The following is a 19721-nucleotide window of genomic DNA, read 5'->3' on the forward strand; positions in this document are numbered from 1 at the left end:
AATGCATCACAGTGAACATTATACGGAGTGCAACCTTCACTGTCAAGGCGATAAAAGGATGTGAAATTAACTACAAGCGTTCCCGAAAGAATTTCTTATGCAGCTGCTGATCAATAGTATAATGGATTGAGAGACTGGATAGATGAAAGCTACCTTTTTTGCTGTTGATGGAGGGAGATATGCTGCTTTCGCTGGCAGGGAAAGACTTTCTGACTTTTAAGGATTTCTATGTTGAGTTCTCAGGCGGTATGAATGCCATAACCGGTGAATCGGGGGCTGGAAAGACTGTCTTCCTTAAGGCCCTATGGGCGGTGTTGGGCTTTCCCCCGCTATGGGATAATGACGGCTCGGGAAGTGTTGAAGGTAACTTTGCGGTTGATGGTTCATTGCTTTCTAAACTGGCAGACATGGGAGTAGAGATCAATGGTGATCAGCTTCTTGTAAGTGTAAGCTTCACAGGACAGCGAACCATATACAGGATGAATGGAAAAATGGTACCGAAACAAATTGTTCAGTCAGCTTTTCGTGACAGAGTCGAGATTCATTCTCAGCATAGTAGTATAAGCCTGTTGGACGAATCCAAACACCATATAATTCTGGATCACGCGCTTGGAGGAGACACAATCCTTACCCGTTATTCAGAGCTGTATGCAGAGTACATCAAAGTAAGACGCGAACTGGATTCCTTTATTGTAGATCCTTCTCAGATTGAAAGGGAAAAGGACTTTCTGGAGTTCCAGATCAGGGAGATTGAACAGGCAGATCTTCAACCTCATGAAGACGAAGCCATTGAAATGAAATATACGAGATACAGAAACGCCCAGATGCTACTTGAGACATTTCAAGAACTCACTGATCTTCTTAAGGATGGCGAACTATCAATTTATAATTCTCTCAATGACGCGCGAGCAACTGTCGAAAAAATAAGGAACTTTGGTTACAAGGACTGGCTGGATAACCTTCAGATTGCTCTAGAAGAACTCGATTCGCTTTACACTAAGATTGAGGAAGAGAGAAGCACTCTTGAGATCGATGATGAGGAATTCAATGCAATTGAAAGTCGTATTACCATTATCCAGGGTCTGAAGAGGAAATACGGAGACTCTGTTGAAAAGATACTTGTGAGACTAGAGGAGTTCAAGAAAGAGCTAGGAACTCTTAAGGAGCTGGAAGGTAGAAAGGAACGCTTGAAGAAGAACGAAGAAGAGCTTCTCTCGTCTTTGAAGGAAACGGGAAGAATCCTTGATCAGAAAAGGTTGGTTAGAGCAAAAGAGATCGAGGAGCAGATCAGGGTACACCTTGAGGACCTCAGAATGAAGGGAGCGGAGTTGAGGTTTCATCTAGAGCCTGAATTAATGCCCAGAAGCTACGGGACATCCAAAGTCACGATGGTTGTTAAGACAAATCCCGGTATGGATTTAATGGAGATTGGTAGTGTTGCGTCGGGAGGTGAGCTTTCCAGGTTCTTATTGGCTCTTGAATCCGCCTTAAAGAATCAGCTCGATCTCAAAACAATAGTCTTTGATGAAGTAGACTCTGGAGTTGGTCAACGACTTGGAACAGTGGTGTCAGGGAAATTAGAGGAAATCTCAAGGGAGATTCAGACTATTGTAATAACTCATCTTCCGCAAATCGCATTGAGTTCAGATCGGCATTTTGTTGTTAGAAAGCAGCAAGTCCATAACGAAACGATTTCCATTATCGAGGAGCTTCATGGCAGCTCCAAGGAACGGGAAATCGAAGAAATGAGTGGTCAAATTCCAGATTAGGAGTATGAGTAATGGAAAGAGAAGAATTGATAAACAGGATTGTCGAAGAAAAAGGAGTGGAGGCCGCTCCAGTGCTTCTCAGTCTGCTGGTTAGCGAAGACAGCGAGACAGCCCAAATATGTTTTGATGCTTTAATTCAAATGGGTAAGGACGTGGTTCCTTTTCTTATCGAAAAGATGAGATCAGAGGATATCGACCCCGTATCAAGACTTTATCTAGCAGATTTGGCAGGGGAGATCGGTGATATAAGAGCCGTGACACATCTTTACGAGCTTCTGAGTAAGTACAGTGATGAAAGATCACAGATAGTAATCTACGAAGCTCTTGCTCGATTGGGGGAAGGCGAGAAAGTGGTAGATGTTTTGGCCCTGATGCTTGAGGAAAACTATGACGCTGAACTGCAAGATCAACTAATCATGGCACTGAGCAACACCGATTCTTCGGTTGCCGTTAAGGCTCTCGCAGGATTTTATGGAAACAAGTTGGCCGATAAATCTGCAAAAGCCTTTGCGCTGGAGGGGATCCATTCGATACTTGCCAGAAGACATGAACTGAAAAACTATCTCCTGAGCCTTCATAATGGTAAGGAAATTGCTGAAAGGCTTTATCAATGGCAGAAAGAAATCTAACTGATTACTTTAATTCACTCTATTTGGCTGGAGCGGATGTAAGGCTCGAAGAGCCGCTTGAATGGCACACGACAATAAGGATTGGTGGTCCAGCCAGAGTATTCGTTTCACCGTATTCTGTAGAGTCTCTGAGCGAGATCCTATCCTTGTTGAAGCGGGAAAAACTTCCGTACAAAGTCATCGGAGGCGGTTCAAATGTGATCTGCCCTGATAAATATGAGGGTGTTGTTGTTTCGACTAGGAATCTGAATTTACTCAGAAGCGATGGGGACAAGGTTTTTGTTCAGGCGGGAACGAGTATCAACTCTCTCATCTGGCATTGTTTGGCAGAAGGGTTAACGGGCATTGAGTTCTTGACGGGACTCCCAGGTTCAGTTGGTGGTGCCGTATTGATGAACGCAGGAGCCTTTGGGGGGGAAATCGGCGATCGGGTGACTAGAGTCTCTTATCTTGACGGGAGGGGTAAAGTAATAGATGTTGACTCCAGGAACGCCGGGTTTTCGTATAGAAACAGCATATTCAAATCAGCAGATGGAATCGTTGTCGGTGCTGAATTCTTGCTGAAGAGGGGTGAAAGATCCGAGATCGAAAGTAAGATGAAAGAAATCCTTGCAAAGAGAATTCAGAAGCAACCACTGGAATACCCTAGTGCCGGCAGTGTCTTCGTGAGACCTAAATCGGATTTCTACGTTGGTTCAACTATAGAACGCTTGGGATTGAAGTCCTTAAGAGTGGGAGGAGCTGAAGTTTCGGAAAAACATGCAGGATTCATTGTGAATAGAGGAGGCGCCTGTCAGAAGGACATTCTGACTCTGGTAGAGATAATTAGAAAGAAAGTTGAAGGGGCCACAGGCGTTATTCTCAATACCGAGATAGAAATTTGGAAGGAGGTTGAATAATGGTTGATGTAAGAATCGAGGAACCTGAAGATAATTTTACCGGGAACGGAGGACCAAAGAAAAGCTTTTTCTGGTCCGGCCTCTTTGTATTGCTGGTTATTGTCGCAATCGTTGCCGTGTATTTCTTGAGCGGCTTCTTTCTGGTTGGTCCCGATCAAGTGGGGCTGATAAAGCGGTTCGGCAAATTTACGAACAGCGTAGGGCCAGGACTTGGGTATCACCTGCCCTTTCCCATTGAAAGTGTAGTCGTTATCGACACTTCGAATTTGAGAAAACAGGAGATTGGGTTCAGGACGATCAGAACTGGGACCTATCAGACCTATGCAAACGAGTCCCTAATGCTTACCGGAGATGGAAATATCGTCTCGGTCGAGCTGGTTGTACAGTACTACGTGGGTGATCCTGCGAAGTTGGCTTTCACTATTGTTGACGACGGAGATATCGTAAGATTCACGACCGAATCGGTTCTCAGGGAGGAAGTTGCTTCGAGCACCATTGACTCGATATTGACAACAGAGAGGGACACTATTTCTATAAGGACTGCGGAGAGGGTTCAGGAAGAACTTGATAGACTTGATACAGGAATTATTGTGAAAAATGTTTTCCTTCAGGAGGTCGCTCCGCCGCAGCAGGTTATCACAGCCTTCGACGATGTGAATAGTGCCAAGCAGGACAAGGAAAAGCTAATCTACGAGGCTGAGAAATACACTAACGACATTATTCCAAAGGCCGAAGGAGAAGCTGCCCAGATAATTAAGGACGCCGAAGGCTATGCCCAGGAGAGAATCCTAAATGCCGAAGGAGAGGCCGAAAGATTCCTCGAAATTCTCGAGGAATATGAAAAGGCTCCAGACGTAACAAGAACGAGAATGTATCTTGAGACCCTTAACAAGATTCTTTCTGAAGCAAGCAAGACAGTTGTGCTCGATCAGAGCAGTGTTCTGAAACTCCTTGATCTTGAAGGGAGCGTGAGGTGATGAAATACAAAGTCATAATTTCCGTTGCGATCATCGTGGTAATTGCGATCATACTTCTGCCGAGTTTCTTCTTCATCATCGATGAAACTGAACAGGCCGTTGTTTTGAGATTTGGCGAGATTCAGAAATCCATCACCGAGGCCGGCCTTTATACTAAGACACCTTTCATCGACAACGTGAGAAAATTTGACAAACGTATACAGATATACGACGTAGATGCCGAAAGGATATATTCGAAGGACAAGAAGACGATTCTGGCCGATACTTTTGCTTTGTGGAGAATAGTAGATCCGAGGAAATTCATAGAGACAATGAAATCAGAACTGACTGCTCTTACACGAATTGATGATGTAGTGTACTCTCACGTGCGAAACACATTTGGAAAACTCGATTACGACGAGATCATTTCCGGAAAGAGAACGGATGTCCTTGATGAAATTACCGCTCTCGCTGCAAATGATATGAAGGACTTTGGAATTCAAATAATATCTGTTCGCGTTAAGAGAGCCGATTTGCCTGACGAAAATAGGAACGCCGTCTTCGAGAGAATGAAGTCCGAAAGAATTCAGGAGGCTTCGCTCATTAGAGCCGAAGGGAATAGAGAGGCACAGAAGTTGAGAGCCGAGGCGGATAAAGAGGCGCAGATTACGATCGCCAAAGCCCAGAAGGAAGCAGACATAATAATCGGAACAGGAGATGCTCGAGCGCTTTCAATCTATGCCGAAGCCTTCAACAGAGACCCCGATTTCTATGAATTCATGAAGAGACTCGAAGTCTACGAGAGCACTCTAGAGGATGCGAACTACATTTTGGGTCCTGCCATGGATTTCATTGACAAACTATCCAAAGGAGAATAATGAGCTGTAAGAAGTCTCTTCTTGAACCAGGACACTTTGAAATCAATGTCAGAAGATCCAGGTTCGTAGGTGACGGCGCAAGATGCGAATGTGAAGAAGAAGCAAAGTCCTTTATCAAGTCGCTCTCTCAAAGGTATGCGAACGCCGACCATTGTTGCTGGGCATACCGGATTTCCCTTCAGGGAAGGGAAATCGCTAATTACTCAGATGCGGGAGAACCTCATGGATCTGCCGGTAAGCCTATTCTCGGAGCTATCGAAAGTCTTGAACTTACGGACGTTGTCGTGGTAGTTACCAGGTATTTTGGCGGAACAAAACTAGGAGTGAGAGGTTTGATTGATGCCTACGGAGAGACTGCTGCAGGAGCGCTCAGGGCCGGGAAACCGGCCCTGTACTGCCCTGGGCTAGAGTTGGTTGTAGAAATGACTTATAGTCAGTGGAACGATTTTATCAGGCTCTTTGGTGAAGATAAAGACTATTCGGTCCGAAAAGTCGACTATTCAGAAAGGGTTTTTGCATCACTTGCTGTTCAGGAAAAGAACATAGAAAGAATTATGGGGTTTCTTGAAGACAGAAGAATCTTTCACAAATCGGGGGAAGAACTGAGCTTTGTCAGCCCGGTCGAGTGATTCTGCTGCATGTATTCCTGCAAGTAATAGTCCATTATCTTCCTGGATATCTGTGATGCCAGTCCGGACCCATAGCCTCCTTCATGAACGAAGACGGTTACCACTATTTCGGGCTCCTCAAGTGGCATGAAGCCGGTAAACCAGGAATGGGTAGGTTTTGAGCCTCCCTGTTCCGCTGTACCAGTTTTGCCGGCTGCCGTTCCTTCGAAATTCCTGAAGGCCGAATAGGCGGTTCCCGCCTCGGCAGCTCCACCCCCCTTGCTTATGACATTTCTCAAAGCCTCTGTAAGCAAGTTCCAGTCACTTTCACCAAGCTCAATTACTGCCCTGTCACTCACTCTCTCTGTACCAATATAGGGAAGTATTTCGCGGCCTTTAGTAGCAATTTCACCGGTCATCTTTGCCAGCTGCAAGGGAGTGATGCTTAGATAACCCTGGCCTATTGAAATCTGAATAGTATCCCCGGGAAACCAGTTTTCTTCGAGTTTTTCTTGTTTCCATGAGGGACAAGGCATTAGACCTGTTGATTCCTCAGGTAGATCTATGTTTGTTGGCTCGAAAACGTCCCATATTTCGGCATAATTGCTGATCGTGTCAATTCCCAACTCAAGCCCCAGCTGATAGAAGTATACGTTACATGAAACGGTTATGGCCTTAGACAGATCTGTCATGCCATGGCCGTAAAGATTCCAGTCTCTGTAAACCCCTTGAACTATGCCCTGACTGTCTTTGTACTGGAAACTTCCTCGACAATCTATTTGTTCAGTTGCATCCTTTCCTTCTGCCAAAGCTATCATTGCAATGAACGGCTTAATCACAGATCCTGGCGTAAAAGGAGTTAACGCTCTATTGACAAGCGGCCTGGAGGGATCGAGATTCAATCTTTCCCAATCTCTATTGGAGATTCCCTTTGTGAAAGACATGTTTTCAAAGCCGGGGACCGATACCAGGGCAAGAATCTCTCCGCTTGTTGTCATCACTACTGCTGCACCGCTCTTGCCGGTTTCGTTGATTAATTCATAAATGTATTTTGACATTTGAGAGTCTATGGTTATAGTAAGGTCTTTTCCCCCTACAGGCGGCCTTTCACCTTCAAGACTTATCTGGCGTCCTAGCGCATCGACTCTTATTAACTGCTCCCCTGGAGTTCCTCTCAACAAGTCATTGTACTGCTTTTCTATTCCCATTACCGGTTCTCCGTCAGCTTTTATGTATCCCACAACGTGCGCAACACCGGGATTGTTTTGATAGTATCTGATAACTCTTTCAGAAACTTCCAGCTCCGGGAAGTCGTTGAGCCTTTCTGCGAGAGCCGCTGGAAGACTCGCCTCAACACTTCCAAACATTTCAAGGTTTTTTATAAGTGTTTCTGCTTTCTGTTTGTCGTCGAAGGCATCAATTGTCATTCTCTTCAGGTCATCAGGGAGAAACACCACCCTTTTTTCAATATTGTAGTAGGGTGCATCCCACGCAAGCGGAATTCCATTTCGATCCAAAATCATACCTCTTTGAGGAAGCAAAGAGATCGATCGATGGCTAATGCTTTCTACTTGTGCCGCGTATTTATCAGAGCTCACAATTTGGTAATCGTACAATTTATAAATGAAGAGTCCCACTGTTAGAATGAAAAGTACGAAGAAGAGGTCGAATCTCTTAATCTTCAACGCTCAACCTCCTCAATATGAGAAATGTTGCGAAGAACGGAAAGAGTACACCGAAGCCGGTACCGGCAAAACAGACTCCTGTGATTCCTATTGCCGCCGCAACGAGAGCACCAAAACTTGGTGTTCGATAACGGTCCTGAAAAGCAACTGCAGAAATAACAAGTATTATTGCAAGGGCGATTACCATACCGATTCCGGAAAGTGCAATTCCAACTATCCATGAAAGCAGTAATGCAAGTGAAAGCGCAAATGCGACGTTTCTCGTCGGTAGAAATACCAGGAGCGTTAGATATATGGGATATAAAGGGATCAAGTCTCCGAATCCGAGATCAAAGAATAGAGCCGGTACTATCAGGAGCAGCCAAATCATTCCTGCAACTCCAGAAAGAGAAAGTAGTCACCAAATACGTTCGGATTCTTTACCAGGTAATCGCTTCCATGGCGACCTGCGATTTCGCCTATTAGATCGAGCTTCATTGCTTTGTAGTATCCGTACCCTGGAACCGTCGAAGCAATTCTGACTGGATCACCCGCCTCTAGATAATAAGGATCAAATGTTGAGAAATACAGTTTTCCCGCGTCTGAATAGACCACGCCTTCGATAACTGTCTCCTCTCTGTGAACAGCGGCCGAAATTCTAGTTCCCGGAGATGTGAGCGGAGCAACAAGTAAGTAGCGTTCATTTGAGCTCTTAACCACACCATAGATGGTCGATGAAAAGAACGAAGCAACGGGAGTTCCTGGCAAAGCCGGTCTGTTTGTGGTCATAACGGCTGTATTGTTTCTTTCAAAACTGAAAAACGCAACTCTCATCGGAATTGGAAACTCAAACTTGTCACTGAATGAATCGGCGTATCTATTCAGATCTCTTATTACACGATCTATGCTTCTTGTTTGAAAGAGCGCCCTGAAAAAGTTCTCGATATCCACTCTCAGATTTATAAGGGGTAATGCCATTCCATCAAAAAACTCACTCGCTCTTCTGTTGGTACCCGTCACTTCTAGAATCGATGACAGGACAAGAAAGATCATTAAGATTACAACCGCCACTTCAGCAAACTTCATTAGAGAAGTCTCCTCTATCTCAAGTTGCCTTTTTCAATTCTTTCAAGTATGGAGACTCTCTCCAGAACCTGACCAGCTCCTCTCGCCACACAAGTCAAGGGATCATCGGCTATGACAACCATGATTCCAGTTTCTCTTTGAATCAGTTCCTGCATTCCGTTTAAGAGGGAACCTCCGCCCGCAATAACAATACCGCTCTGCACGATATCGGAAATGAGCTCAGGAGGTGTGTTTTCCACAGTGAGTTTGACTGCCTCAACAATTCTAGAAACCGGTTCTGCAATCGCCTCTCGAATCTCTGAACCGGAGATGGAAATCTTACGCGGGAGACCTGAATTCAAGTCTAGACCAACAATTTCCGCATAGGAACCGTCGGCTTCTTCTGTTTCGACCACATTTCCAATTTCCATTTTGACACGTTCAGCTGTTTTCTCGCCAATCATCAGTCTGTACTTTTCTTTGATGTACTGAACGATATAATCGTCCATTTCGTCTCCGCCAACTCTTATAGATTGGCTCAAGACAATGCTGCCGAGGGAAATCACCGCAATTTCAGTTGTTCCTCCGCCGATATCAACTATCATATTCCCCGTAGGTTCTTCCACATTCAGGCCGGCGCCGATTGAACTAGCCATTGGTTCTTCAATTAGGAAGACCTTCTTTGCTCCAGCTTCTATTGCGGCATCCACAATCGCCTTTCTCTCCACTTCGGTCGCCCCGGAAGGAACGCCAATCACAATTCTTGGTTTAACAAAAGTTCGTCTGCCAATAGCTCTTCCCATAAAATACTTCAGCATCGCGAGGGCAATGTCGTAATCTGCAATTACGCCATCTTTCAAGGGGCGAGTAGCAACTATACTGGCAGGCGTTTTACCCACCATTCTTTTTGCTTCCAGGCCAACTTGAAGGATCTTTCCTGAATTTACATCGATTGCAACAACCGAGGGTTCATTAGTTACTACTCCTTGGCCTTTTACATAGACCAGAGTGTTGGCAGTTCCCAAATCTATACCCATGTCTTGCCTTAAGAACATTCGAAGGCCTCCTGTCGGGAAAGTCTTTATTCTCAATTCTACCATCAGGATGAGGCCGAATGACGAAGCGTGTGAAATTCCACGTCATTGTTCAATAACCTTCTGGAGAAGGTATTATACAAGTTTGACTATGCCTTAATCAAAGTGATAGAATCCATGTGGCCTCGCCAATGACAAAGTAAGGGCCAATTTTTCACTATTCTAGAGCTAGATGAACTATTTTTTTTGATGAAGTTCGATGAGATGATTGTGATGAAAACACGGAGGTGAAGACATGGAAGATAGAGAGTTAAGAACGTTGAACCATCTCATGTACATGGAATACTACACAGGAGGAAATGCAGGACTCTTCATGAAGATGAAGCAGCTCGTGTATTCATTCCAGAGTCCTTTTCAGAGAATAGATATTTTCGAACACCCTGAGTTTGGAATGGTTCTTGTGCTAGATGGGATAACAATGTTTACTGAAGCCGATGAATTTATGTATCATGAAATGTTAGTCCATGTTCCGCTTTTTACACATCCGAACCCAAAACGGGTCTTGATAATTGGTGGTGGCGACGGTGGTAGCTTGAGAGAGGTCCTCAAACACCCCTCTGTCGAGGAAGCGATTCTATGTGAAGTAGATCCATATGTAATCGATGCGGCTAAGCTCCATCTGAAGGAAATGTCGGTGGAACTAGACAATCCTAAGGCATCTATCTTTAATGAAAATGGAGCGGACTTTGTGAGAAAGAACAAGGACTATTTTGATGTAATAATTGTGGACTCTACTGACCCAACGGCAGGCGAAGGAGGGCATCTCTTTACCAAGGAGTTCTATTCAAATTGCTACAAAGCTCTAAGAAAGGACGGAATATTCTGTGCGGAAACTGAAGACCCTTTCTATGATAAGGGGTGGGTTGCGATTGCTTATAATAGGATTTCCTCTGTATTTCCCATTTCAAAGATGTACACCGGTTTCATGACGACTTATCCCTCTGGTATGTGGACTTATACAATTGGATCTAAAGAACTGGATCCACTCGAGGATTACGATGAAGAAAGGGTTCTTGATTTTGGAGCGCCCCTTAGATACTATAATACTGAAATACACAGGGCCTCGTTTGCTCTTCCTACGTTCCTTAAAGAGCTGACCGGTCAGTTTTGATATACGGCAGCGAAGCTTTACATTTGATGTATTGTGAATAGGATTTTTATAGTTGAGAGAATGACCTCCAGTATTTTGCTGGAGTTGTTCTCCCTTCTTTTGTTGAATTTAACCTGGTTTACCCGTGCCGTGATAGAATCATCCTTGATCGGCAGGAGGGAGTTTTAATGTATAAGAGAGATCGTATTAGGAACATATCTATAATTGCTCACATTGATCACGGGAAGACGACTCTCGTCGACAGATTCTTAGATATCACCGATACTGTGGACAGACGAAACAAAAAGGATCAGTTCATGGATTCCATGGATATTGAGAGAGAAAGGGGAATTACCATAAAGTCTAAGCCCGTGAAGCTGAATTACCTTGCTGATGATGGGATTACATACGAGATCAACATTATTGATACGCCTGGTCATGTTGACTTCAACTATGAGGTTTCCAGGAGCTTGGCTGCCTGTGAGGGAGCGATTTTGCTTGTTGACGCTTCTCAGGGTGTTGAAGCTCAAACGGTTGGCAACACATATCTAGCAATCGAGAATGATCTTGAGTTGATACCTGTACTGAACAAGATAGATATTCCAAATGCAAATATCGAGGAAACACTTGCGGAAATTGTCGATCTTATAGGCTATTCTCCTGAAGACTGCCTTCAGGCGAGTGCAAAGACTGGTCAGGGGGTTAAGGAGATTCTGGAAGCAGTTGTCAAGAGAGTCTCACCCCCGTCGGGAATGCTAGAAGCACCATTAAAGGCATTGATTTTCGATGCGATTTACGATAAGTATAGAGGCGTAGTTATTCACGTAAGAATCTTTGAAGGTAGTGTCAAAGCGGGGGACAGAATTCAGATGATGGCTTCCGGTGAAATCTTTGAAGTAGTCGAAGTAGGATACTTCCTTCCTCAGATGGAAATCACCGATTCTCTGGATGCAGGTGAGGTTGGTTATATCATTGCCGTAATAAAAGACGTATCGAGTGCCAAGATAGGAGATACCGTTACTTCTGCCAATAATCCTACTGATACTGCCCTTCCTGGTTACAAAGAGGCGAAACCTATGGTCTACGCCGGGATGTTTCCTGGAATGCCCGAGTACTACGACGAACTGAGAAAGGCGCTGGATAAGTTCAAACTTAACGATGCCTCGCTCGTTTTTGAACCGGAGAACTCTCCCGCTTTGGGTTTTGGCTTCAGGGTGGGGTTCCTTGGCCTACTTCATATGGATGTTGTTAGAGAGAGGCTCGAAAGAGAATTCGAAATAGCCTGTATTCTTACCGCCCCTAATGTTGTTTATCGGGTCACTTTACAGAATGGTGAAGTTGCAGAAATAACTAATCCCGCTAGCTTTCCAGAGCCTGGTGAGTTCCTGAGAGTTGAAGAACCGTTTGTCGACCTATCTATAATCACGCCTTCGGAATATATGGGCAACCTAATAGGGTTCATAACTTCCGAAAAGAGAGGCGACTTCAAAGCGGTGGAAAACGCTGGAAAGAATCGGGTTGTTCTGCGTTTTGAGGCTCCGTTGTCGGAGATAATGTTTGACTTCTTCGATAGGATGAAGGCAATTTCGAGAGGTTACGCATCAATGGATTATGAAATTCTTGGCTATCGTGAGTCGGATTTGGTGAAAGTGACAATCCTCGTCAATAAGGAGACTGTAGATTCGCTTTCATTCATAGTTCATGTAGACAAGGAATATTCTGTAGCAAAAAAGGTAGTCGACAAGTTGAGCGAGCTAATACCGCAGCATCAATTTCAGATTCCGATACAGGCGAAATCAAGAGGTAGAATAATTGCTAGAAGCGATATAAAGGCATTACGAAAAGATGTTTTGGCCAAATGCTATGGAGGAGATGTCACAAGGAAGATGAAGCTCCTTGAGAAGCAGAAAGAAGGAAAGAAGAGAATGAGAGAAATCGGTCAGGTAACCATTCCACAGAATGCCTTCCTGGCGATTCTGAGAATCGGTGAAGAAGAATGACGAGGTGAGAATGTTGATAAGACTTGGGGCACATATGTCCATTTCTAAAGGGTTCGATAAAGTTCCCGGGGACACTGTAGGAATCGGCGGAAACACTTTTCAGATCTTTCCTCACAGTCCAAGGATGTGGAAAGCCTCTCTTCCTAAGAGTGAAATGTCAGCAAGTTTCATATCTGAAATGAAAGACAAAGCTCTAGATCCTTTCGATTGTATGGTTCATTCAGGTTATCTCGTGAACATTGCTTCTCCTAATGACGAGGTATGGGAGAAGTCTGTGAACCTTCTCTCTCTCGAGATGAAAATCACAGCTACTTTGGGTTTGAAGTATTTGAATTTCCATCCCGGAAGTCACCTGGGCGAAGGTCTTAGTGAAGGACTAGAAAGGATTCTTAAAGGAGTGGAAATCGTTCTAGGTGAGAATCGGGACAACGATGTGATGCTTCTTCTGGAAAACGTTTCTGCAAAAGGCAATCACATTGGCAGCAGTTTTGAGGAGCTTGCAGCGATAATTGATGGTTCTATTCAGCCTGAAAGGATTGGGATAACATATGATACCTGTCACGGGTTTGACTCGGGGTTCGACATAAGGGACTTAGAGGGAACCTTGAAGCTTATTGACAAAATCGATTCGACGGTGGGCTACGAAAAGCTGAAGATGATACATCTCAACGACAGCAAATATCCGCTCGGAGCTGGCAAGGACCGTCATGAAATGATTGGGAAGGGTTACATAGGTATGAATGGCGGATTCAAGGAGTTTCTTTCAAACGAAAAGATACAGGAAATCCCGTGGCTTCTTGAGACGCCTGGAGACGATGCAGATCATGCTTTAGAAATTAAGTATGTGAGGGAGCTTATTGGATAGCGGAGGAAAGCAATCGATGAAAAAGTATGTTGTGGTAACAGGAGGCGTAATCAGTGGCATCGGTAAGGGGATCCTTTCCGCCTCAATTGCTAGAGTTATGAAGGAGTGCGGAGTAGAGGTGAATACTCTGAAGATAGACCCGTATTTGAACCTCGATGCAGGTACGATGAATCCAAACCAGCATGGTGAGGTTTTCGTTACCGAAGACGGTTATGAAGCGGATCTTGATCTCGGCCACTATGAGAGATTTCTTGGCAAGAACATGAGAAGAGAGAACAACATGACGGCGGGGCAGGTCTTCAAATCAATAATCGACAAAGAGAGGAAAGGTGACTTTTTAGGAGCCACCGTTCAGATGGTTCCACATGTAACTGATGAGATCAAGTCTAGAATCAGAAAAGTGCCGGGTGATCTCATAATGATAGAAATTGGAGGTACTGTTGGCGACATTGAAGGAGAGATATTCCTTGAAGCGGTACGAGAACTGTGGGTCGAGGAGGGGCCGGAGAACTTCCTCTTCATACATGTAACCTATGTTCCCTATCTGCGTGTCACGAACGAGTTTAAGACTAAACCAACACAGCAGTCAGTTCAACTCCTAAGAAGAATTGGAATTCAGCCTCAAATGATTGTTGTTAGATCAGAGCTTCCAATTGAAGAAAACGAACTCGGAAAGATTGCCCTTTTTGGCGGAGTAGAAAGGCAGATGGTTTACAACCTACCCGATTCAGAAAACGTGTATGATGTTCCCAGAATTGTTTACTCCCATGGGATTCACAGAAAGATCGCATCCTGGTTAAACATTGAAATCGAAGAACGGTTCGAATGGAACTATCCCAAATCGTTTGCTCCAACCAGGGTAGCAATAGTGGGCAAGTACCTTGGGACAGACGATGCTTACAAGAGCATTTCTGAAAGCATTACTCTCTGCGGAGCAAGCAAGCCGGAAGTCATTGATTCACAGTGCTTTGAGGATATGACGGATGCACAGATAAAGGCCGAGCTTCGCAAATACGACGGAATAATCATACCCGGCGGTTTTGGCAAACGAGGTATTGAAGGAAAGATTGCCGTGATAAAGGCGGCCAGAGAAGAGGACATCCCGATTCTCGGTATTTGTTTGGGAATGCAGCTTATGGTTATCGAGTTCGCAAGGAACGTTTGCAAGTTAGAGAATGCAAACTCGACGGAGTTCGATCCTTCTACTCCATATCCAGTCATCGATCTAATGGAAGAGCAGAAAGCAATATTGAAACTTGGCGGTACGATGAGACTTGGCGCTCAGGAGACTCCAATAGAAGAAGGTACAACTCTTTACGAGGCGTATAACGAGCGTCTTGTCTATGAAAGACACAGGCACAGATATGAGGTCAACCTCGAGCGTTTTCCCGATCTTTTTAGGACGCCAGAAGAAACGGATGAAAGTAAACTGAGAATATCCTCTAGAGCGACATTCGTCGAGGCGATAGAACTTCCTGAAAAGAGATTCTTCGTCGGTATTCAATATCATCCTGAATTCAGGTCGAAGGTGGGTAGGCCCAATCCGATATTTGAACTCTTCCTGACGAGAGTAAGAGAGAAGAGAAGGATTCAACAGTGACATTCGAAAACGGGAGAGTGCTAGATCTTTCGGAACCGCGAATAATGGGAATACTCAACATTACCCCCGACTCCTTTTTTCCGGGAAGCAGATTCCTTGACATACCGGTTGCTCTGGATAAAGCTCTCGAAATGCTCGAAAATGGTGCAGCAATAATAGACATAGGTGGAGAATCCTCAAGACCGGGAGCTGAAAAGGTAGAGTCAAAAGAGGAAATCGCAAGGGTTCTACCTTTAATAAAGCAACTGCGAAGCAAAAGACCTGATGCAGTGATCTCAGTAGACACTTATAACAGTGAGACTGCGAGTGCTGCACTTTCTGAAGGGGCTGACATGATCAACGATATCACCGGGCTCAGGTCGATGAAGATGATAGAGGCAGTCTCTGAAAACCATGCAGCTGTTGTTATTATGCACATGAGAGGCGATCCTTCTACCATGAGTCGAATGACAGATTACCGAGACGTAGTTGGAGAAGTTTCATCCTGGCTATTTGAAAGGGCCAGGCGGGCAATCGATTTCGGAGTAGATCCTGACAGGATAATACTTGATCCCGGGATAGGTTTCGCCAAGTCCGCTGAACAAAGTATTGAGATTTTGAAAAACATAGAGAAGTTTAAGAAGATGGGTTTCCCTGTTCTTGTAGGGCATTCCAGAAAAAGCTTCATATCGAAGATTACTGGAACACCGGTTGAAGAGAGATTGGAAGAAACTATTAGCATTTCAACATACTTATACCGTAAAAAGGTAAACATAATTCGCGTTCATGATGTACAGGAGCACGGTCGAATCTTTGGTATACTTAAGACATTGAACCCAAGCGGAGAGTATTGGGGGGAGTGATTTGCCTTATAGTAGACGCTCAAAGAAATACTGGAAGGAAACCTGGAAGGCGTATCTTTTTCTGCTGCCTTCGATCATAATTCTGGGAGTGTTTGTCTTCTGGCCAATCGGTTTCTCGCTTGTTCTTAGTTTCTTTAAATGGGACTACACATCGACCACTCGTTATTTCATAGGTTTTGACAATTACAAAGAGCTCTTCAGGCTAACCTATCCCGTTTCCCTAAGTTTTGTGAACTCGCTAATGAACACTGTCGTTTATGTTGTTATCGTCCTTGTAGTAGTTCAACTAATCTACTATCTTCTTGGACTTATGAGTAAGTATGATAAGACAGACAAGAGTCATTCGTTTTTATATGTTATTTTCATTGCTTTGCTTTCCGGATATGTTCTTTTGCGTAATACCAGTATCGGTCTCACAACTATCGGGCTGTTTGCAGGGTTGGGCTTGATGGGTTTTGGACTCTATGTACTTCTTCGCAGGAAGAGTAGCATTCAGAGCAGAAGGATGAAATCAAGCCAGTGGTCAACCCTTATCCTGTTTATTGTCGTCTATTACGTTTTTGCTTACCAGATCCTCACTCAGAGCGCTGACTTTGTTCAGTATTTCACTCTGGCAAAAGAAAGCTCGGACTTTCTTAAGTCTATCTACAATACGGTCTATTATGTTCTGCTGTCAGTTCCAACTCAGATAGCCCTGGCTCTGATTATTGCTATGCTTTTAAACAAGAACATTAAGCTGAGATCCCTTTTCAGGACTGCTTATTTCATCCCTTTTGTTACATCTGTTGTTGCCGTTTCACTTGTGTGGCAGTGGATGTTCAACGACCAGTTTGGATTGCTCAACTACATTCTTTCAATCTTCAACCTGCCGAGAATTGCCTGGCTAAAAGATGAAGTTTGGACAATTCCAACGATAGCTATAGTCTCTGTATGGCAGCATGTTGGATACACTACCGTGATCTTTCTTGCCGGTCTTCAAAACATCGATAAGTCCTATTACGAGGCCGCCGATGTTGATGGCGCAAGCGGGTGGCAGAAATTCAAGTTCATTACCTGGCCGCTCCTCTCGGGCACCACTTTCTTCATAATGATAATCACGATGATAGGTTCGTTCAAGGTATTCTCTCAGATCTTTATTCTTTACCAGGGGCTACCTGGGCCGGTCAATAAAAGCGGATTGACCCTTGTATACTACGTATTTGATGCATTCTACAATCAGCAGAGAATGGGAGTAGCGAGCGCGGCAGCATATGTGCTCTTTATGATTATTCTGGTCTTGACAATGGTGCAGCTAAATGTGGGTAAGAAGCGCGTTCACTACGAAGGTTGAGGTGTTCAGATGACTACATCGTCGACTAAGATTATCTCGAAAATTCTACTCTACGTAGTAATTGTCGGTGGAGCCTTTCTGATGCTGATTCCATTTGCCTGGATGGTTGCGACCTCCTTCAAGGCGCCCAGTGAAGTTTCGACTTGGCCCCCAGTATGGACGACAAAGAATGCAGCAAGTTCCTTCACTTTCAAGACACAAATCAAGCAGAAGAGCGCAAGTGCTTCAGTAGATCTCTCGGCTTTAAGTCTCAGCGAATTCAGAAACTTCGCCGCCCTTATGGAGGAGTCTGCAAGTTTTGATACAGTGACCGTTAATCTTGATGATGACCCCATTAGGAGAGGCGAAATCGAGATCCAGCTCTTGGAGACAAACGGTTCTCCTGCCGACTATTCGACGGAGGTTGATCGGCAGAGATTTGAATCTCTAATTGAACGGTATCATACACTTGCTACCAATTTCCCGGACTCAGTTTCGAGAGATTTGAAAGATCTTCCTGTAGATGATGTTGGCCGCTTTCTGGACAGCTTCTTTAACGTGGCTGTGTATGGAGACAATGGTTTTGTTAGGCGAGTTATTCTCGTAACGTCGCTCAAAACGGAGTATTCGAAAGCAATCGAAAGACTGGCGCAAAGCGTTGAAACTGCAATGAAAGAGTTGCCAATAGATACTGATGAAAGCAAAGCGATCAAAAAGAGAATCCGGGAAGAGTCGGCCAGACTTTTCGAAAACCCGGTAGCTGAGCTTACGCGTTCAATAGAGAATCTCGAGCCTTATAGAACTGGGAGTACTGGGGTCACCGATTTGACCGAACTGGAGAAAGTGGTTGAAGATTTGAGAGACAGCATAAATACTATCAGGAATGTTGCTTCTGAAGTGGTCACGCTTTCTCAAGAAATCTCTGCTGGAGATTCCAGAGTCTCTATTTCGGTGAGGCAGATCGAAAGATCTCTTGAAGCCGTACCTTCTGGACTGATTCAGTGGATGGACTTGTTGAATCTGTATTCCGACTTGAGAATTTTCTACGACGAATCACAGAATGAGAGTCTTTCAAGCGCTTCAATAGTGGGAAAGATACGGACCGATTCTGAAGTGCACTCCTTGCTGTCCGACTTTGTGAATCGGTGGGATATTGATGAGGAAATGAGAACCCACTTGCTTACCAAGGTTAATCCGTCTAATGTACGGAACGCAGTTGCAATCCTCCTGAACTATCTTGATAGCAATTTTAAGGAGAGTCTTTCAAAATACTTCTCGGATGTGCAGACACCACTCGAAGCAATCAATGATGCCATGAATTTCCTGAGAACTTCGCTTCTGGTTGCTTCTGATCCAGTCCTCGATGAGAAAGTCAATAGCGCGATGGATGAAGAGACACCTTATTCGAGTCTCATCACACTGATTAAGGAAGTGGCCTCAGCGGCAGGTCAGACGATTGGAGTCGGGGGCGTTGTAGCGAGCCTGGATAGGCAGGCAAACATCAGTGGCCACGAACCGTTTGCAGAATTGATAAGACGAAGATGGAGAGAGACCGACTTAATAGGTACTTTCTCCAGAGTCCATTCCGATATATTCAGCGAACTTGATCTCTCAAGTAAACCCGATGAAGTTGAAAGAGTTTACTACAGGGGTATCATTTCCCCGTCCGGTGCGAAATCTTTCGACATAAAGCTGAAAGGAATTCCTGCGGTCTGGCTCAAAGACGACCAATGCGCCGGCAAGGCGAATTTTACTCTGGGAGAGACTATTAGCAACTTCTTTCAAAATTATGTCACAGCATGGAACGCTGCCCCTTTCGGCAGGTATTACTTCAACACTGTGTTCGTAGCTACCGTGACAACATTTGTTGAGATAATCTTTGCAGCTATGGCGGCCTTTGCATTTGCAAAGATGGAGTTCTTCGGGAAAAATCTCTTGTTCACTCTCTTCCTGGCGACAATGATGGTCCCCGGAGAAGTACTCCTTGTGCCCAACTACATCACGCTTACTGCCCTTGGTTGGATTGACTCGTATTACGCCCTAATTGTTCCGTGGGTAGTTTCCGTTTTTGCCATATTCTTGTTGAGACAGCATTTCATGACTATCCCGAACGAACTATACGATGCGGCTATGATTGACGGCCTTTCTAAGTGGCGCTTTCTATGGACAATTCTAGTTCCGCTTTCTAAACCCGCTGTCATAACCGCTGCGCTTCTGAAATTCGTCGGTAGTTGGAATTCCTTCCTTTGGGTCCTTATAGTTACGAAGAGTCCTGAGATCAGGACTTTACCGGTTGGACTTCAGAATTTCAGTTCTGCAACGGGAAGTGATTACCATCTACTGATGGCGGCCGCCACATTTTCCATAATTCCGGTCGTAATTCTCTTCCTGATTACCCAGAAGTACTTCATTGCCGGAATTGCCAGGAGTGGTCTCAAATAAAAAGCAAGAAG

Annotated in this window: 17 protein-coding genes; 13 read left to right on the top strand and 4 right to left on the bottom strand. The window is 44.6% G+C overall.

Annotated elements, in window-relative coordinates:
* The first annotated feature begins 179 nt into the window (after positions 1-179).
* From THEBA_RS04115 to THEBA_RS04140, 6 genes are read left to right on the top strand one after another with little or no spacing between them, the layout of a single operon-like run.
* The gene (locus THEBA_RS04115; protein WP_014730568.1) at positions 180-1769 is read left to right on the top strand and encodes a DNA repair protein RecN; all 1590 of its coding nucleotides are present in this window, start codon (positions 180-182) and stop codon (positions 1767-1769) included.
* An 11-nt stretch (positions 1770-1780) separates the two neighbouring features.
* Positions 1781-2398, top strand: coding sequence for a HEAT repeat domain-containing protein (locus THEBA_RS04120; RefSeq protein WP_014730569.1), 618 nt, complete (start codon positions 1781-1783; stop codon positions 2396-2398).
* Positions 2380-3297, top strand: coding sequence for a UDP-N-acetylmuramate dehydrogenase (gene murB, locus THEBA_RS04125; protein ID WP_014730570.1), 918 nt, complete (start codon positions 2380-2382; stop codon positions 3295-3297). Before THEBA_RS04120 ends, murB begins: the two co-directional genes overlap by 19 nt.
* The gene (hflK, locus tag THEBA_RS04130) at positions 3297-4274 is read left to right on the top strand and encodes an FtsH protease activity modulator HflK (protein WP_014730571.1); all 978 of its coding nucleotides are present in this window, start codon (positions 3297-3299) and stop codon (positions 4272-4274) included. Before murB ends, hflK begins: the two co-directional genes overlap by 1 nt.
* Positions 4274-5131 (top strand): protease modulator HflC, encoded by an 858-nt coding sequence (gene hflC / locus THEBA_RS04135; RefSeq protein ID WP_014730572.1) that lies wholly within the window; start codon positions 4274-4276, stop codon positions 5129-5131. Before hflK ends, hflC begins: the two co-directional genes overlap by 1 nt.
* Entirely contained in the window at positions 5131-5760 is a 630-nt protein-coding gene (locus THEBA_RS04140) for an IMPACT family protein (protein WP_014730573.1), read from the top strand. Before hflC ends, THEBA_RS04140 begins: the two co-directional genes overlap by 1 nt.
* On the opposite strand, the gene THEBA_RS04145 is transcribed toward THEBA_RS04140, so the two are convergent.
* From THEBA_RS04145 to mreB, 4 genes are read right to left on the bottom strand one after another with little or no spacing between them, the layout of a single operon-like run.
* Positions 5715-7424: a penicillin-binding transpeptidase domain-containing protein gene (locus THEBA_RS04145; RefSeq protein ID WP_014730574.1), complete on the bottom strand. Its 1710-nt coding sequence runs from the start codon at positions 7422-7424 to the stop codon at positions 5715-5717. The two genes, THEBA_RS04140 and THEBA_RS04145, sit on opposite strands and share 46 nt — an antisense overlap.
* On the bottom strand, positions 7414-7794 hold the full coding sequence (locus THEBA_RS04150) for a hypothetical protein (RefSeq protein WP_006492507.1): 381 nt from the start codon (positions 7792-7794) through the stop codon (positions 7414-7416). The genes THEBA_RS04145 and THEBA_RS04150 overlap by 11 nt, the downstream gene beginning before the upstream one ends.
* Entirely contained in the window at positions 7791-8489 is a 699-nt protein-coding gene (locus THEBA_RS04155) for a hypothetical protein (protein WP_014730575.1), read from the bottom strand. Before THEBA_RS04155 ends, THEBA_RS04150 begins: the two co-directional genes overlap by 4 nt.
* Positions 8490-8503: 14 nt before the next feature.
* Positions 8504-9523, bottom strand: a complete 1020-nt coding sequence (mreB, locus tag THEBA_RS04160; protein ID WP_006492509.1) for a rod shape-determining protein — start codon at positions 9521-9523, stop codon at positions 8504-8506.
* 274 nt (positions 9524-9797) lie between these two features.
* On the opposite strand from mreB, the gene speE reads away from it, so the two are divergent.
* From speE to THEBA_RS04195, 7 genes are all read left to right on the top strand, one after another.
* The gene (speE, locus tag THEBA_RS04165) at positions 9798-10673 is read left to right on the top strand and encodes a polyamine aminopropyltransferase (RefSeq protein WP_006492510.1); all 876 of its coding nucleotides are present in this window, start codon (positions 9798-9800) and stop codon (positions 10671-10673) included.
* Positions 10674-10840: 167 nt separating this feature from the next.
* Positions 10841-12652, top strand: coding sequence for a translation elongation factor 4 (lepA, locus tag THEBA_RS04170; RefSeq protein WP_006492511.1), 1812 nt, complete (start codon positions 10841-10843; stop codon positions 12650-12652).
* 13 nt (positions 12653-12665) lie between these two features.
* The gene (locus THEBA_RS04175) at positions 12666-13517 is read left to right on the top strand and encodes a deoxyribonuclease IV (protein WP_041928413.1); all 852 of its coding nucleotides are present in this window, start codon (positions 12666-12668) and stop codon (positions 13515-13517) included.
* A 16-nt stretch (positions 13518-13533) separates the two neighbouring features.
* Positions 13534-15117, top strand: coding sequence for a CTP synthase (locus THEBA_RS04180; RefSeq protein WP_006492515.1), 1584 nt, complete (start codon positions 13534-13536; stop codon positions 15115-15117).
* Entirely contained in the window at positions 15114-15959 is an 846-nt protein-coding gene (gene folP / locus THEBA_RS04185; RefSeq protein WP_014730577.1) for a dihydropteroate synthase, read from the top strand. Before THEBA_RS04180 ends, folP begins: the two co-directional genes overlap by 4 nt.
* Before the next feature lies 1 nt (position 15960).
* Complete coding sequence (locus THEBA_RS04190) at positions 15961-17289, top strand: carbohydrate ABC transporter permease (protein WP_006492517.1); 1329 nt, start codon at positions 15961-15963, stop codon at positions 17287-17289.
* A 9-nt stretch (positions 17290-17298) separates the two neighbouring features.
* Positions 17299-19710 carry a carbohydrate ABC transporter permease gene (locus THEBA_RS04195; RefSeq protein WP_014730578.1) on the top strand — a complete coding sequence of 804 codons (2412 nt, stop codon included), beginning with the start codon at positions 17299-17301 and terminating at the stop codon, positions 19708-19710.
* Positions 19711-19721 lie beyond the last annotated feature (11 nt).

It is taken from the genome of Mesotoga prima MesG1.Ag.4.2 (genome assembly GCF_000147715.2).
GTDB lineage: Bacteria > Thermotogota > Thermotogae > Petrotogales > Kosmotogaceae > Mesotoga > Mesotoga prima.

Excerpts from the sequence above, each read along its gene's own strand:
- THEBA_RS04115 (WP_014730568.1), top strand. The coding sequence starts at position 180 with ATGCTGCTTTCGCTGGCAGGGAAAGACTTTCTGACTTTTAAGGATTTC.
- THEBA_RS04120 (WP_014730569.1), top strand. The coding sequence starts at position 1,781 with ATGGAAAGAGAAGAATTGATAAACAGGATTGTCGAAGAAAAAGGAGTG.
- murB (WP_014730570.1), top strand. The coding sequence starts at position 2,380 with ATGGCAGAAAGAAATCTAACTGATTACTTTAATTCACTCTATTTGGCT.
- hflK (WP_014730571.1), top strand. The coding sequence starts at position 3,297 with ATGGTTGATGTAAGAATCGAGGAACCTGAAGATAATTTTACCGGGAAC.
- hflC (WP_014730572.1), top strand. The coding sequence starts at position 4,274 with ATGAAATACAAAGTCATAATTTCCGTTGCGATCATCGTGGTAATTGCG.
- THEBA_RS04140 (WP_014730573.1), top strand. The coding sequence starts at position 5,131 with ATGAGCTGTAAGAAGTCTCTTCTTGAACCAGGACACTTTGAAATCAAT.
- THEBA_RS04150 (WP_006492507.1), bottom strand. The coding sequence starts at position 7,794 with ATGATTTGGCTGCTCCTGATAGTACCGGCTCTATTCTTTGATCTCGGA.
- THEBA_RS04155 (WP_014730575.1), bottom strand. The coding sequence starts at position 8,489 with ATGAAGTTTGCTGAAGTGGCGGTTGTAATCTTAATGATCTTTCTTGTC.
- mreB (WP_006492509.1), bottom strand. The coding sequence starts at position 9,523 with ATGTTCTTAAGGCAAGACATGGGTATAGATTTGGGAACTGCCAACACT.
- speE (WP_006492510.1), top strand. The coding sequence starts at position 9,798 with ATGGAAGATAGAGAGTTAAGAACGTTGAACCATCTCATGTACATGGAA.
- lepA (WP_006492511.1), top strand. The coding sequence starts at position 10,841 with ATGTATAAGAGAGATCGTATTAGGAACATATCTATAATTGCTCACATT.
- THEBA_RS04180 (WP_006492515.1), top strand. The coding sequence starts at position 13,534 with ATGAAAAAGTATGTTGTGGTAACAGGAGGCGTAATCAGTGGCATCGGT.
- THEBA_RS04195 (WP_014730578.1), top strand. The coding sequence starts at position 17,299 with ATGACTACATCGTCGACTAAGATTATCTCGAAAATTCTACTCTACGTA.